9 protein-coding genes, 1 tRNA gene and 1 pseudogene are annotated in these 16,835 nt (G+C 36.1%); 7 read left to right on the top strand and 4 right to left on the bottom strand.

Annotated elements, in window-relative coordinates; genetic code table 11:
- Window positions 1-4: 4 nt before the first annotated feature.
- Complete coding sequence (locus J7604_RS13195; RefSeq protein ID WP_293896807.1) at window positions 5-889, bottom strand: DUF2279 domain-containing protein; 885 nt, start codon at window positions 887-889, stop codon at window positions 5-7.
- Window positions 886-5,508, bottom strand: coding sequence for a translocation/assembly module TamB domain-containing protein (locus J7604_RS13190; protein ID WP_293896806.1), 4,623 nt, complete (start codon window positions 5,506-5,508; stop codon window positions 886-888). Before J7604_RS13190 ends, J7604_RS13195 begins: the two co-directional genes overlap by 4 nt.
- Window positions 5,509-5,517: 9 nt before the next feature.
- Between J7604_RS13190 and tsaD the strand changes: the two genes are divergently transcribed.
- From tsaD to J7604_RS13160, 6 genes are all read left to right on the top strand, one after another.
- Complete coding sequence (gene tsaD / locus J7604_RS13185; RefSeq protein ID WP_293896805.1) at window positions 5,518-6,522, top strand: tRNA (adenosine(37)-N6)-threonylcarbamoyltransferase complex transferase subunit TsaD; 1,005 nt, start codon at window positions 5,518-5,520, stop codon at window positions 6,520-6,522.
- A 3-nt stretch (window positions 6,523-6,525) separates the two neighbouring features.
- Window positions 6,526-6,990, top strand: a complete 465-nt coding sequence (smpB, locus tag J7604_RS13180; protein WP_045462708.1) for an SsrA-binding protein SmpB — start codon at window positions 6,526-6,528, stop codon at window positions 6,988-6,990.
- 47 nt (window positions 6,991-7,037) lie between these two features.
- Window positions 7,038-7,835 (top strand): C40 family peptidase, encoded by a 798-nt coding sequence (locus tag J7604_RS13175; protein WP_293896804.1) that lies wholly within the window; start codon window positions 7,038-7,040, stop codon window positions 7,833-7,835.
- Window positions 7,836-8,120: 285 nt separating this feature from the next.
- The gene (gene rpsA, locus J7604_RS13170) at window positions 8,121-9,947 is read left to right on the top strand and encodes a 30S ribosomal protein S1 (protein WP_293896803.1); all 1,827 of its coding nucleotides are present in this window, start codon (window positions 8,121-8,123) and stop codon (window positions 9,945-9,947) included.
- 107 nt (window positions 9,948-10,054) lie between these two features.
- A tRNA-Cys gene (locus J7604_RS13165) sits at window positions 10,055-10,125 on the top strand.
- A gap of 179 nt (window positions 10,126-10,304) precedes the next feature.
- Window positions 10,305-12,236, top strand: coding sequence for an OmpA family protein (locus J7604_RS13160; protein WP_293896802.1), 1,932 nt, complete (start codon window positions 10,305-10,307; stop codon window positions 12,234-12,236).
- A 423-nt stretch (window positions 12,237-12,659) separates the two neighbouring features.
- Here the strand turns inward: J7604_RS13160 and J7604_RS13155 are convergent, their stop codons facing one another.
- Both J7604_RS13155 and J7604_RS13150 read right to left on the bottom strand, forming a co-directional pair.
- The gene (locus J7604_RS13155; protein ID WP_293896801.1) at window positions 12,660-13,682 is read right to left on the bottom strand and encodes a type IX secretion system membrane protein PorP/SprF; all 1,023 of its coding nucleotides are present in this window, start codon (window positions 13,680-13,682) and stop codon (window positions 12,660-12,662) included.
- A gap of 26 nt (window positions 13,683-13,708) precedes the next feature.
- Window positions 13,709-14,020, bottom strand: coding sequence for a hypothetical protein (locus J7604_RS13150; protein ID WP_293896800.1), 312 nt, complete (start codon window positions 14,018-14,020; stop codon window positions 13,709-13,711).
- Between the two features lie 407 nt (window positions 14,021-14,427).
- Between J7604_RS13150 and J7604_RS13145 the strand changes: the two are divergent.
- A pseudogene (locus tag J7604_RS13145) lies at window positions 14,428-16,835 on the top strand (hypothetical protein); the annotation flags it as partial.

Below are 16,835 nucleotides of genomic sequence, written 5' to 3'. Positions count from 1 at the left end.
AATTTTAAAAGTAAACAGGATGAAATTTAAATCCTTTTCTGCTGTATTCCAAAGCTGGGGCAGGAACATGCAAAATGTTTAAACCATAATCAAAAATGAAATTCAACACCTTGCTTCTGGTTCTTATTTTGGTGAAATCTATATCAAGACTCAGAAAATACTGCCTGTAAGGATCATATCCAGCTGCTTTGTTCTGAACGTCCTGAGCATAAATCATATTCTCTGCACTATAACCTAATGAAACATTTAGCCATTTGGGGAATCGACTTTCTTTATTTGGAAGAAATGAAAGAATGTTAAAAGAAAGCCAGTAAGTCTGACCATTATAGTCCTTTAGGAGTTGTTCATTAAGCGATTTTCCTAATACATTAGGCCTCTCTTTTGCAAATTTTGTTTTGTGAAAAGAAAATTTTGGCTGAATTCTAAGTTCATCCCAAAGTAAATATTGTCCTATTACAAGGGCTGACCCGGATGCATTTGCGGCGACATCTGTCCATGAGAAACCATATTCGGAAGAATAAGCGTCAAGAAATTCTATAGGTGTCTGAAATACAAATCCTGCCAGACCGCCAATAATATATGCTTTTTTCTTTGGTACACCACTCCATTTAAGAACATCAACAGCAAAGCGGCTTTCATGAAACGAAGTAGTAGCATGGCCTATCTTATCCATCTGCTTCCATTCATTTGAGTCATCAAAAAAGTGGAAAGAACTTCGAGGATTGTTTTTGTACCATACCTCATTAAGGCCGACCATACTTACTGTATATAATCCCACTACGCCAGTTGCAACTGGAATCAGCCTTTTTTTATTTATTGCAGAGATGGTATCCTGGGCCTTGGATGCAAAACTTAAAAAAGAGATAAAAAATAAGATAATGATTCTCATTCAGCTTCAGCTTCGTCTTCTTTCCTATGAGGAGTGGCAGTTGTATTAAGAGTGTTATTGTTTTTTTTCTCTTCTTCTTCTTGTTCTCTTTTTTTCTCTTCAGCCAATTCTTGTTCGAATTTTTTTCTTTCTTCTTCCAGGTCAAAAGTTATGGTATCCCTCTTTGGTTTTTCTTTTTTGCCGAAAAGCTCCTTCAAATTATTAAATCCCTGCGTATGCATAATGCTAAAGCCAGCAGAGGTATTGTTGATGTTGTTCGATGCAACTGAATTCAGGAGTGCATTATTGTTGTTTTTATTGTACAGCTTTAGCCTTAGTCTTCCATCCTGGCTAAGCAGGTATTCAATTGTCCATTCACCTGCAATGCTGGAGAAATTGTTCTGATTGTTGCTTTGTGTGTTTTGATAGCTTCCGTCACGGGATATTCTAAGGCGACCTTCCAGCATAGTATAGCTGAATCGTAACATGAAGGTGTTCATAGCATTGAGATCAATATCTACCTGAAGATTTTTATCAAGTTGAGAAAGCCAGCTGCTTAGTTGATTGGATAGAAGTTCACTGAGGTTACCGCCTGATCCTCCGATACCATTAAAAGATCCGTCCTGAGCAGAGAAGCTTTTTAAAATAAGTAAGCTGAATACCTGCTTATTTAATTCCTGCTCGTTGGTTTTAATTTTGGATTCAAATTCGATAACATCTTCCACCATTTTTGGGTCAGACTTTAGGATATCAACATCAAGATTGATGCGGGGAGACATTAAATCACCTTCTATTCCCATTAAAACATCAACTGGGTACCTTGTTTTAAATTCAGGATTCTTTCTTACTCTTCCAGTATCAATAAGAGGAGCAAGGGAAACATTTTGTCTATAGGCCGCCCTGATATCTAATAAACCCTTATAAGGATCTCCCGTCCATGAAATACTGCTGTTGGGAAGCAAATTGAATTCTTTGCTGATAATATTTGCAAGTGAGAAGTTGTAGGTACCTGTTTTGATTCTGTAGTTTCCAAACATGTTAAAATCACCACGGGTATCAATACTCATTTTTATATTTCCAGATCCATTTCCTCTAAGTTTATCACCTGCTTTTTTATCAAAAATAATTTCAATATTCGCATCAGGAGTCATGTCGAAGTTAAAATCAAGTGTTATTCCTGATAAATCAACAGTTTCTTTGTTAATGGCAGCTTTGCTTTTGGAAGTTGTAAAGGTGATATAACTTTGTTCTTCGACAGTGGAGTATTCTGTCATTGGAATATGAATATCAGTACCTTTCTGAGACCTGGCATTTGCTGTTATTTTAAGATCAGAGAAAGCGCCCAGAATTTCCAGATTTCCGCTTACCATTGCCTTGCCATAGAATAATTCATTGTCTTTTTCTGTGGTGTTCAGTACACATACATTATTCAGGTATCCTTTTAGGTTTACTACGAATTTTCTGAAGTTATCATGGAAGATTCCTCCATCTAAAACAGCGTTATTTCCTTCCGAATCTTTTAATTTTAGTCTTTTAAATCCAATCAGGTTTTCGTCGAAATAGACATTGTCAGAGAAATAATAAGTGGTGCCCAAATAATCTACCTTGAATTTTCCATTCTGAACATCGCCAGTTCCTTTTAACACAATGTTTTTCAATGAGCCTCCAATAGTAAAATCACCGGTTATTTTACCAGAAACTTCCGATATTACACCTTTGAATATAGGGTTAAGCAAATCCAGATCTGCTTTGTCCAATTCAGCAATGAGATTAAGTTTTTCGCTTTCGCCGTTTTTTCCGGGTTGAATATTTCCTTTTATATTAATTATAATGTTGCTCAAGCGTTCCACTTCCACATCAAGGTCCAGAACGCTTTTTTCAGTGTTCCATGAAGATGTACCTATGATATTTCCTACAAGGAAATTATTTACATGGAAATTATTTATGAATAAACTACTGCCAAGGTTAGGGTTGTTAAAAATATCATGAATATTGACTGAGCCAGTAAGGACACCTTTTAATGAAACGTCTGTCAGCAATGGATTTATGGTCTCAAGCTGAAAGTCTATAACCTTAAGGAAGGCCTCATCAGATGGTTCTTGTGATAAAGTGCCATCTAAGCTTACAGTTTGTTTGTTGTTCGAAACGGTAAAGTTTTCAAAAAGGACCTTTTCAGAATTAAATGAAATAGAGTTAGAAGGATCAATTGTCCATTTTTTATTTAGAAGATTCAGGAATGAATTATCATTCAGATTTATAACCCTGTAATTTTCATTGAAGTCAAGATTACCTGCCAGCTTAGCAGAATTGCTGCTGCCTTTTTGTGCAATCTGCGAAGTAAAGTTTACTCTTGTTCCGTTCCAGATACCTTCCACCAAAAGGTTTTTGGTAGGGGTAAAAGATTTAAGAATTTGTTCATCTGATTTTACAAAGAACATAGCAAGAACATTGCTGCTATCTGCCAGCTTGGAAGCAGAAACTTGTGCTTCTGTTTTTAATAGCTCATATTCATTGTAATACAAAGTATCAATTTTAGTATATAAGTTTAATATACTTGAATAACCAGAAGTAAAATCACCCTCAATTTTTACACCAGGAGATAAATAAAGTTTTGGAAGGTAAATTGCTAAAATAGCATTGATATCCGTGAGATTGATTTTAAAATCAAGATGGTACTTGTCATAAATCTGCTTCTTATTAGCATAGTATTTATCAAGTTCACTCTTTTTATTCCGGGCAGTCATTTCATATTCTTTCCACAAAGTTTCAATATTGGAAGCGAATGTGGTGAAGTTAAAATTACCTTCCGCCTGTATACTTGCAAGGTCTGATTTTACAGAGAAATTCCTTATGCTATCTGTTTTAGAGCTTATTATTTGCATGGAGTCCAAAAACACTTCTTTGTTTTTATAAACCAGATAGCTATTTCTGAAAATTGCTTTACCAAATATTTCATCCAATGTCATTCCTGTGAAATTGAAATCAGCTTCGGTCTTCACGAATGTCTCTATTGGAGAAAGGTTTAAAGCTTTCAAGTTAGCTTTCTCCAGATTGGCCTGAATATTAAAATGATTATTATGTTTATTGAGATCTACTTCACCGTTAACAGAAAGTACAATGTTACTGTCTTTTATGGCTATTGCTCCACTAAAAAATTGCTTACTCAGCGTGGCAGTGGTAGTGATATTTTTGTAATTGTAATTGTTTACGCCGATCCTGTGAACTTTTCCATTGATAAAAACTTCGGCATCATCTAGCGTGAAGCCTTTGCCTTCAACGGTTCCTTCCATGTCCAGCAACTGAACCTTATTCTCATATCCTACAAGCTTCCCAAGATTGAATGACTTTGTGATTAGGCTTCCCTTGTAATGGGCTTTAGGATTTGTATTCTCCTGAATCTTTAAATTGATATCAGACTCCACCACGCCCAGACCTGTTGTAAAATTGCCCTTTGCAACGAAGTCATTTAGGAAACCGGTGAATATTCCATGTCCTTTTATCTTGCCTAGTTTTTTAAGGAAATTAGCTGCATCATCACCCACATATTGCTGAATGTCAGCAGCAGTAATGTCTGTTTCCTTAAAATTAAGATCCATAAAAGTTTTATCCAGTTCAGGTAAACCATCAAACTTGGTTTTACCTTTCATTCTGCTTCGATTACCAAACTGGAAGTCAAAATTACTTACAGAGAAATTAATGACCTTCCCCTTGAATTTTCCTGAGAGCGTATAAATGTCATTATAGTCTTGCAAGTCCGGGGCGAAATGGGACAGGTTTCTGCTTGTTACCACAGATTGTTTGATATTTCCTGTCATGACAATCTTTTCATTAAAATCACCCAGATCGTCTATAGTGTTGTAGTCAAACCGGACATAATCCTTTACAATGCTTTCCCCGATTTCGGCATAAAGATCTTTGAATTCCATGTTCCTTTTGGTAAAGGTAAAGAGCGTTATGAGCTGGTGAACATTCAGTTTGGTTTGCCTGTCATTAGTGCTTAAGCGATGTACATTTATCTGAACCGTATCCTTAAAGAATTTAAGTTTGGTAGCGTCCGCAGAAATATCAGTGAGTGCAAAATGATAATAGTCGTATCCGTAAGTAATTTTTTCCTTTCTGAAATCATGATAAGAGAAAAGCATGTTTTCTACATTTACAGCTTCTATTACAAAAGGAGCAGACTGTGTTGCAGAGGTATCGGAGGAAGCTGAAAGGTCCTGGATCGCAGCCACAAAATCGGAAATGTTAATACCTCCATCTGAATATCGGAATACTTCAACTTTTCCATTTGCCAGGCTTATTTTGTCTATGACTACTTTACCATAAATGAGATTTAGGAAATTCAGATCAACTTTTGCATAACCAACAGAGATCATTTTCCCATTATGCGTGTCATTAACCTCAAGCCCTTCCAGAATAATCTTGTCAAACCAATTGATGTCGACATATTTTACAGAAATAGGATAATGCAATTTTTCTGAAAGATAGGCAGAAGCTTTATTGACAGCCCATGTTTGTACTTTTGGGGAGCGAATGGCAAAAAGCAATCCCACCAGCAAAAGGATAATGCCTAATGCAGTAAATGAGATGGTTTTTGTTAACCTTTTAAAAAAAATCAGGTATTTTCGCCTTTTATTCAAAATTTATAAATGGGTCCTTATATTTTAGCAATAGAATCATCCTGTGACGAAACCGCCGCTTCGGTTATTGGCAACGGTAAAATTCTTTCAAATATTGTTGCAACGCAAGATGTTCATATTAAATACGGCGGTATTGTGCCCGAACTTGCCTCAAGAGCTCACCAACAAAATATAATTCCTGTTGTCGATCAGGCATTGCTGAATGCAAATATAACAAAATCCATGCTAAATGCAGTTGCCGTAACAAAAGGCCCTGGTCTTTTAGGATCTTTACTGGTTGGAATTTCTTTTGCAAAGTCATTTGCTTTGGGACTGGAAATACCTCTTATTGAAGTGAATCATATGCAGGCGCATATTTTGTCACATTTTATAGATGAACCAAAGCCTGCATTTCCATTTATTTGTCTGACAGTCAGTGGGGGACATACTCAGATTGTCTTAGTTAAAGATTATCTGGAAATGGAGATTCTGGGAGAGACGCAAGATGATGCGGTAGGAGAGGCTTTTGATAAATCAGCTAAATTACTGGGACTTCCGTATCCGGGTGGGCCCTTGATTGATAAATATGCTCAGAAAGGAAACCCACAGGCTTATACTTTTCCCAAAGTAGATACTCCAGGGTTGAATTTTTCTTTTAGTGGTATAAAAACAGCAATTCTTTATTTTCTTCAAAATAATACAATGAAGGACGAACAGTTTATTGCTAAAAATCTTAATGATATCTGCGCAAGCATTCAATATACTCTTATTGATATTCTTATGAGAAAACTCAGAAAAGCAGTTCAGGAAACAGGGATCAAAGAGGTGGCAATAGCTGGCGGAGTATCTGCTAATAAAGGATTAAGAAAAGTACTTGAGATAGAAGCTGAGACCAAAGGATTGAAAGTGTATGTTCCTGATTTTCAATATTGCACTGATAATGCTGCAATGATTGCAATGGCGGCGCATTTCAAATATATTAAAGGAGATTTTAGTAATCAGGCATTAGTCCCTGATCCAAGAATGAATTTTTAAAAGATGGCAGCAAAGGAAAAAATATCGTCGGATATCAATATCAGAAATAAAAAGGCAGGTTTTGAATTTCAGTTTCTTGAAAATTTTACTGCGGGAATGGTTCTCAAAGGAACGGAAATTAAGGCTATTAGGCAGGGAAAAGTAAATTTTCAGGATGCGTTCTGTTTTTTTAAAGGGAATGAATTGTATGTCAAGAATATGCACATATCCATTTATACAGAAGGAAGTTACTACAATCATGAACCATTGCGGGATAGAAAGCTGTTGCTCAACAAAAAAGAACTGAGAAAATTACTTATCAAAGGGGACGAAAAAGGGCTCACGATTATTCCTGTCAGGTTGTTTGTGAATGACAGAGGATTTGCCAAATTGGAAATAGCTTTGGGTAAAGGGAAAAAGCTTTATGACAAGCGAGAAGATATTAAGGCAAAAGATGTTAGAAGAGAACTTGAAAGAGATCGTTATTAAGATAAATTTAATTTTTTATATTTAAGCTGAAAAAAATTATATAAATAATGCATCAAGAGCCTTTATTGGAAATTTACGGAGTCTGCGATCTAAGTGTAGTGCCTGTGAAAATGGAGCCATCTGATAAGAGTGAAATAGGATCCCAACTTCTGTTTGGAGAACTTTTTTCGATATTGAATAAATCACAAGATGGAAAGTGGGTTTATATAGAAATCGTTCAGGATGGATATAAAGGTTGGATTGATTCAAAGCAGTATGAGCCAGTGGGTAAGGAGTATTTTGTTGAGTTCCAGAAGCTTCAATGGCCAGTATGTAAAGATGTAATGGGAGTAATTCAGGGAAATGGAAAGTATTTTCCTATCTTGATGGGAAGTACTTTGCCTTTTTATAATAATGGAACAGTCATTATAGGGAAAAATATTCTCAGATTCGATGGTGAAGCCCAGTTTATTAACCATTCTCCGGATCTGAAATTTCTTGAACGCACGGCCAAATTTTATTTGTCAGCGCCATATTTATGGGGAGGGAAATCTCATTTTGGAATCGATTGTTCCGGTTTTACCCAACAAGTAATGAGATTCTGTGGAAAGCAATTGCCAAGAGATGCGTATCAGCAAGCTGAATGTGGTTTTAAAAAGCCTTATTCTGAGCGTCTTCCAGGTGATCTGGCATTTTTTCATAATGCACACGGAACAGTTGTTCACGTAGGTATTTTGCTTGATCAGAATGTGATCATTCATGCTTCGGGGGAAGTAAGAATGGATATGCTGGACGAAAATGGAATTTTCAATAAGGAGAAAAATATCTATACTCATAAGCTTTCTTCCATCAATCAGATCTTTTAAAAATAAATCTTTAAGTTAAATTAGCGTTAGCTATGGGAATCCTGTTAATCACTAAAATCGACTACTTATTGTAAGTCTGTATAAGTTGATTAACACAGACTTTTTTTATGCTTAATTTCTGTAAAAATCGTAGAATTTAGATTTCTGAGAAATTTTCTTACCTTTGCACTCCGTTTTTTGAGAAAAATGGTTCTGTTTAAAGGCAGAATAGATATTTTATGTTAAACCAAAATTTCAGTCGGACTGCCCGACGGCTGATGTAAATAGGGCAGAATATTAATTATTATGGCAAAACCAAAAGAAGATTTTAACTGGGATAGCTTTGACACCAAAGGTTTCGGTTCAGGTTACGATGCTAAGAAAAGAGCAGAATTAGAAGCTCTTTACGAAGGTACTATCACCCAGGTAAATGAAAAAGAAGTTGTTAAAGGTACTGTTGTAGGTATCACTGACAGAGATGTGATCCTTAACATTGGCTTTAAATCAGACGGATTAGTTCCATTATCAGAGTTTCGTGATGTTGAAGATCTGAAAGTAGGACAAGAAGTAGAAGTCTTCGTTGAAGATCAGGAAGATGCTCAAGGACAACTTATCTTATCAAGAAGAAAAGCTAAGATTGTTCAGGCTTGGAGCAATATCCAAAAAGCACTTGATAGCGATATCGTTATCGAAGGAATTGTTAAAAGAAGAACTAAAGGTGGTCTTATCCTTGATATCTTCGGTGTTGAGGCATTCCTTCCAGGTTCTCAGATTGATGTGAAGCCAATCAGAGATTTTGATGTGTTTGTTGGAAAGAAAATGGAGGTAAAAGTTGTGAAAATCAACTATACCAACGATAACGTAGTTGTCTCTCACAAAGTACTTATTGAGAAAGATATTGAGAAGCAAAAAGCAGAGATACTTAACAACCTTGAAAAAGGACAAGTACTTGAAGGCGTTATCAAGAATATGACAAACTTCGGTGTGTTCATTGATCTTGGAGGCGTTGACGGCTTATTGCACATCACTGATATTTCATGGGGTAGAATCAATCATCCTGAAGAAGTTCTTAAACTTGATCAGAAAGTTAATGTTGTTGTACTTGACTTTGATGACGAGAAGAAGAGAATTTCTCTTGGTATGAAACAACTTACTTCTCATCCTTGGGATTCACTTCCTGAGACTATTCAGGTTGGTTCAAAAGTTAAAGGTAAAATCGTGAACGTTGCAGATTATGGCGCATTCCTTGAAATCCTTGCAGGAGTTGAAGGTCTGATCCACGTTTCTGAAATGTCATGGTCTCAGCATTTGAGAAATCCACAAGATTTCATCAAAGTTGGTGATGAGCTGGAGGCAGTTGTTCTTACTCTTGACAGAGAAGAAAGAAAAATGTCTCTTGGTATCAAACAATTAACTGAAGATCCTTGGACTAAACAAGATGTACTTACTAAGTATGCTGTAGGTTCTAAGCATTCAGGAGTTGTTAGAAACCTTACAAACTTCGGTCTATTCATCGAGCTTGAAGAAGGTATCGATGGACTAGTGCACGTAAGTGATTTAAGCTGGACTAAGAAAATCAAACATCCTTCTGAATTCGTTAAAGTAGGAGATAAACTTGATGTTGTTGTTCTGGAGCTAGATGCTGAAAACAGAAGACTTGCTTTAGGTCACAAACAACTTGAGGAAAATCCTTGGAATACGTTTGAGACAATCTTCACTGTAGGATCTTCTCACAAAGCAACTATCATTCAGAAAAATGATAAAGGAGCTGTTCTTGAGTTACCTTACGGAATCGAAGGATTCTCAAGTGCAAAAAATCTTGTAAAACAAGATGGTAAAACAGCAGAAGTTGGAGAAAGCTTAGATTTCAAAGTTCTTGAGTTCTCTAAAGATGAGAAGAGAATCGTTCTATCTCATACAAGAGTTCATTCTGCAGCAGAACAAGCTGAAGAAGCGAAAGAAGCTAAGAAAACTGCAAAAGCAAAAGCTCCTGCTAAAGCATCTTTACCTGAGGTTGAGAAATCAACACTTGGAGATTTAGAAGCACTTTCTGATCTTAAGAAGCAAATGAATAAAGACGAGGCTACTGCAGAGAAGAAAGCAAAAGCTAAGAAAAAAGAAGACGGAGAATAATCTCTTTCATAAAATAGAAATGCCCGTAAGGGCATTTCTATTTATAATAAATGTTAATTTTTTTTGAAGTTTTAAGTATTTATTATAAGTTTGCATCACCTAATAATGGTTCTGTGGCCGAGTGGCTAGGCAGAGGTCTGCAAAACCTTTTACAGCGGTTCGAATCCGCTCGGAACCTCAAAAGGCCCTTAATTTATTAGGGCCTTTTTATTTTTTACCTGATAATATTTTTTGTAGACCAATTGTTATAAAAATCATATTAACAGTACTAATCTCTCTTTTAAAATTTCTGAAAATATTTAACATATTAATTAAATTGTTACGTATTAATAAGATACTATAAAAAAAATCTTTTCAATGTTTACTCAATATAGACTGAAGGTTATCCTGGTCCTTCTTCTGTTGTTTTTTCATTTTAATACAAATGCACAGAGCAATAAGAAGGAAGTAAGGAAATTAACTGACGAGGCTGCTAATTTTTTCAGAATTGGTAAGTCTGGCGATCAGGAAGCATTTATAAAAGCTTTGAATTTATTTTTAATAGCGGATAGTCTTCAACCTGATGATCCTGAAATTTCTTATTCAGTAGGACTATGTTATAATCACACAGATCAGAAGCTTAAAGCTTTACCATATCTGGAAAAAGCTAAAACAGGAGGAGTAAAGTATCCAGATCTTGACTATTATCTCGCTGTTTCCTATCATCTTGCTCATAGATTCCCTGAGGCTATAACTTTGTTGAATGCATACAAAAAAAATGTTCCATCTGATAAGCAAATTGCCGAAAGACTTATTTACAATTGTGAGAATGGAATTGAGCTGGTGAAAAATCCAAAAGAAGTAAAAATTACTAATCTTGGGCCAAATGTTAACTCGAAATTCCCGGATTATCATCCTTCTATATCTGCAGACGAAAGTACAATCATCTACATATCCCGCAGAGACAGTACTACAGGAGGTCAGATAGATATACAGGATAATAAATTTTTTGAGGATATATATATATCTAATAAAGCAAACGGAGAATGGACTCAACCACAGGATTTGGGAAATGGTATCAATACAGAGTCTCATGATGGCTCAGTAGGTCTTTCTGCGGATGGTCAGGAATTATTTATCTACAGGTGGTCTAAAGAAAATCATGGTGATTTGTTTGTTAGTGATTTAATGGGTACTGAATGGTCTGCACCACGAAATATTGGCAGTAATATAAATACTAAAGCCTGGGAGTCTGATATGAGTATTACTCCTGATAAGAAAATCATATTCTTTACCAGTGACAGAGCTGGAGAGGGTGGACGGGATATTTATATGGCGAGAAAGTTACCTAATGGCGAGTATGCCAAACCAATAAATCTTGGGCCAAAGATAAATACAAAGTTTGATGAAGATGCTCCTTTTATTCACCCAGATGGAAAGACTCTGTATTTCAGTTCAAAGGGACATAAATCTATGGGAGGATATGATATATTTTCTTGTACTATAAATCTTGAAACAGCTACGATACTTACTGAGCCTGTGAATGTCGGGTATCCTATCAACACTGCTGATGACGATGTGTTCTTTGTATGGTCTGCTGACAATAAGAGGGCTTATTTTGCATCTGAAAGAGAGGGTGGGTATGGAGAAAAGGATATTTATATGCTGGAAAGAACTGATGTTGAAGCAGCACTGGTTGTGTTAAAAGGTAAGATTCTGAATTGTAATTTAAATAGTCCGATTACAGGAAAGATAACCGTTACAGACAATACAACACAACAGGTTATAGGTATCTATACTCCCAATTCAAGTACAGGTAATTATATAGTTATTCTTCCTGCAGGAAAAAATTACGGGGTAAGCGTGGAAGCACCTGGTTATGTTTTTTATTCAAAGAATATAGATATTCCATTTCTTGAGCATTATCAAGAAATCGATGATCAGATTTGTATGGAACAACTGAAGAAGGGAACCAAAATTGTCTTAAGGAACGTCTTCTTTGATGTTGATAAAGCAACACTTCGAAAAGAGTCTGAAGCTGAATTGGAGAGGCTTGTAGAACTTTTGAATAATAATAAGAGTATTAGAATATTAATTTCTGGTCATACGGATAGTGATGGAAATGATGATCATAATTTAAGATTATCAGATGCACGTGCGAAAGCTGTTGTAGATTATCTTATAAGTAAAAATATAGCAGCCTCAAGACTAGCTTCAAAAGGATTTGGAGAAACCAAACCTATTATGGCTAATGATACTCCTGAGAATAAACAAATGAATCGCAGAACTGAGATAGAAATTATAGAATAGTATAATTAAGTAATTATCTATTAGATCTTTCAAAGAGGTTGCTTCTGCAACCTCTTTTTTTATAACCAGCTAAGATGTTTCAGAAGCAAAATAAACCTATAAGGTTATTTGTTGAATATGTTTACAATCAATGCTGGAAAGCTAATTTAAATAGGAATAAACTATAGATGTAGTTTCTAATGTGTGGCTTAACATTTTAGGAATTGAAGGATAGCACCCCATTAAAGAAATTGAGATGAATTATTGAAGATGAAGTGTTGGAGTTATACTTAATTAAAGCAAAGTTCGAGTGGAATACTTGATTGGATATGCTTGGAAGTAATTGGTGAGGAACTTAAAGGTAGAAGGATAGTTTGTTAATAATGATAAAAGAAGACCTTAAGAATTATTCCTTAAGGTCTTCTTTTCTTTTAAAGAAATTGACTAGAATGATGGACAAGGCAACCTCTTCATGATCTTTTTCTTGTGCTTCTTTGGGAAAACATAGGTTAAATTGAATTCATGTGAACCACCTGTACCTACCCTTGCCAGCCTTGATACTGTGAGGTCATAGCTATAACCGATCCTGATTGTTTCACCTTTCCATCCAACAAAGCCAATGATAGATTCATTATTTTGAATTCTATGTTCATACCTTTTAACTGGGATTCCTCTATACCAGAAACCAACTAAGAATTCATTTACAGCTCCATACAATCCAAGATCCAATTGGTCAGATTTACCCTGCCATTTGTATTGAAAAGTAGGAGTTACACTGATTTCCTCTTTGTCGTGTTGCATAGATACCCTTTGAAATAAGACATATTTGTAACCACTGACAATAGAATATTGAGCTGGAAGAGTACTTACATTCGCGCCTCCATCAAATGATTGGTTTGGAGTATTAACATGGTGTCCTGCAAATCCGAGCCAGAATTCTTTCGTATATAAAATACCACCGGCGGAGAGATCGGCATAAGCTTTTGCTCTATTTAACAGGTCCTGAGGATCCGTTCCGGAAACCAGGCCTTGCGTATTATTGAACTGGTGAGGAAATCTAAGCTCAGCATAATTAAGGAACCTTGAAACATATGCAGCCTCTATCCCTGGTTTGAACGTCCACGTTTTATTTAGATTGACTTCATAAGAATACATAAAGTGTACTTCAGTACTGCTTATTTGTCCACCTCCTTGATTGTCTTGCAGAAACATTAGGCCTAAACCACTTTTATATTTAGAGAAATAAGTGTCTCCTGTTAATACAGAAGTAGTGTATTTGGCATCAAGTTTTGGCCATTGTAATCTCTGATGAAAACTGACTCTTGTTCTATGCAAAGACCCTGCAAATCCTGGATTCATGTACAAGGGTACATTATAGAATTGAGAGAATTGAATATCCTGAGATCTTAACTGAATTGAATTCAATATCAGCGTAATCAGTATAATGCTTTTTATGTAAACCTTCATGTTCTAAAGTTTAAAAAAAGTGATGATTAGTACAGCTCAAAAGAAGTATCAGGTTTATTTACATTATTATATTTTTTGTTTCTGTTCAGATTCTTTAATGCAGAAGCCTGTTGTTTCTTATACTGAGCTGAAGACGCATTTTTCTTTCCTTTATTATTAGTATACACATCGTCTACTTTATGATAATACTTCTTACTCTTATGAAATTTATTGGAACGATATGAAGCCCTGACCTTTTTTGTTTTAGGTTCTTTTTTAGTCTCTTCACCAACATTAATATTAATGCAGGAATAAAGAATCATACCAGAGGCTATCAGCCAGATTGTTCGTGCTATCATAAGCATAAAAAACTGAATACTAGTCAGGATACGGGTATTACATGTCTACGGTTGTTTAAATATTAGTGCCCAAAAGGAATGAAAATATTTTTATTAGATGAAAATCTAAATGGTTTCGATAAACATATTTTGGGCTTGGGTAAAGTTTATTTGTGTCTAACTTTTTTATCTTCTTTTATCTAATTTTCAAATATTTATTAACCCGTGAAGGCAAATTTCGTAATACACATTTAATCCAAATGGATATATAAGGAGGATAAGATCGAGTGATTGTTGAAGCAATAAAGTCTGAAGGATCTCATAGATTTTCAATCTGTGAATCTTTACTAAACAGATAAAACGACTATCACCATTGACTATAAAATCAGATTTATTTCTTTTAGACTGAATTAGAAAAATTTAATAAGATGGATCACGGGAAACATTTTTTATGCTGGTTGGCTTTTTTTATTTCTTTTCTATTGGTAGAAATAAATGCGTATGGCCAATGTACGGGATGTACTACTTCTACTTCGGCTACTAATATAAGTTCCTCTGCAAACGGCGAGACTATTTGTATTACCTCAGTTCCTGCAGGAAATGTTACTTTTAATTTGGCGCATGATAATGTAACACTTAAAGTATGTGTGGACGGTGTTTCAATAAACAGCTTTAATGTTGGTAAAACTGGATTCAATTTTCAAGCATATGGTAATGGAGATGTTTCAGTTGGTAACTGGAATTTTGCTACATCTTTTTCTGTAGCTAAAGGTAAAACTCTTAACCTAAATACTTCTACCGTTGACGGAATTTTAACTATAATCGTCGATACAAATGCTACCTTAAATCTTACAACCAACAGTGGTGCGGGATTAATAACTAAGAATAGTAGTATTAGTGTTAAGTATGGAGCAACTTTTAATGTCAAGGGGTTTATTCACCTAAATGGAAATGTTAATTTTGATAATGCTGGAACAGTTATAGCTCAAGATTACTTCACAATGCAAAGTACTGGTAATGTACTAAATAATTCTTGTGGTGAATCCGTGATTAAAGCAGGAAATTATTTTGAGTTGGCTTCCAACGGAATTATAAATAATGCAGGATATATAGAATCAAGATCGGCTTATTTCCAGACCTCTGGACAATTCAGATTTGATAGAGGTTCGGAATTGAAAGTTACGGGTACTGCTTCAAATCAAGGCTTGAGAATTAGTTCTTCTAACCCTTTTGCATTTGTCGGTGGTGCAGGAAGATGTGCGAGGCTGAATGTAAGCAGGGTAGATATTATAAATTTTAATTTGACAACCTCAAATCAAATAAATTATTGTGGACCCAATATAGGAGCATATATAGGTAGTGCAGCTAATAGTTGTACAGATTGCAGTAGTCAGAAAAAGCTTTGTATTTGTGATGTTCCTCCGAAAGTAGTTACTACCAATCAAACAGTTTGTTTTCCGAATACTGTAGACCTTTCAGCTGCTGCAGTAACAGCTGGGTCAACCTCTGGATATGCACCGGGTCTCACATTTACATACTGGCAAGATGCGGCAGGGACTATTCCTTTGGTGAATTATACTGCAGTATCCACTTCTGGTACCTATTATATAAAAGGTACAAATTCAGGAACATGTACTGATATTAAGCCTGTAGTAGTTACAATTAATCCAAAACCAACAGTAGTCGTTACTAATCCTGCAGCAGTATGTTCACCAAATACGGTAAGTATAACCGGAGCAGGGGTAACAACAGGCTCTACTGCAGGATTGACCTACACATATTTTACAGATGCGGCAGGCACCACAACCTTGGGAACTCCAGCAGCAGTTGCGACATCTGGTACCTATTATATTAAAGGTACGGTTGCAGCAACAGGCTGTTTTGATCTCCAGCCGGTGACAGTAACAGTAAATCCCAAACCAACGGTAGTCGTTACTAATCCTGCAGCAGTATGTTCACCAAATACGGTAAGCATAACCGGAGCAGGGGTAACAACAGGCTCTACAGCAGGATTGACCTATACATATTTTACAGATGCAGCTGGGACCACAACCTTGGGAACTCCATCAGCAATTGCTACATCCGGTACCTATTATATTAAAGGTACGGTTGCAGCAACAGGCTGTTTTGATATTCAACCAGTAGCAGTAACAGTAAATCCAAAACCAACAGTAGTAGTTACTAATCCGGCTGCAGTATGTTCACCAAATACAGTAAGCATAACCGGAGTAGGAGTAACAACAGGCTCTACAGCAGGGTTAACCTACACATATTTTACAGATGCAGCTGGGACCACAGCTTTGGGAACTCCAGGAGCAGTTGCGACATCTGGTACCTATTATATAAAAGGTACGGTTGCAGCAACAGGTTGTTTTGATCTCCAGCCGGTGACAGTAACAGTAAATCCAAAACCAACAGTAGTAGTTACTAATCCGGCTGCAGTATGTTCACCAAATACAGTGAGCATAACCGGAGCAGGAGTGACAGCTGGTTCTACAGCAGGTCTGACTTTAACTTACTGGCAGGATGCAGGAGCGACGACAGCTCTAGCGAACGCAACAACGATAGCAACTTCAGGTACTTATTATATCAGAGGAGAAGTTGCGGCAACGGGTTGTTTTGATATTCAACCAGTAGCAGTAACAGTAAATCCAAAACCAACAGTAGTAGTTACTAATCCGGCTGCAGTATGTTCACCAAATACAGTGAGCATAACCGGAGCAGGAGTAACAGCTGGTTCTACAGCAGGTCTGACTTTAACTTACTGGCAGGATGCAGGAGCGACGACAGCTCTAGCGAACGCAACAACGATAGCAACTTCAGGTACCTATTATAT

The organism is Sporocytophaga sp. (assembly GCF_017745095.1).
GTDB lineage: Bacteria > Bacteroidota > Bacteroidia > Cytophagales > Cytophagaceae > Sporocytophaga.
This window is presented reverse-complemented; position numbering and strand designations above follow the sequence as displayed.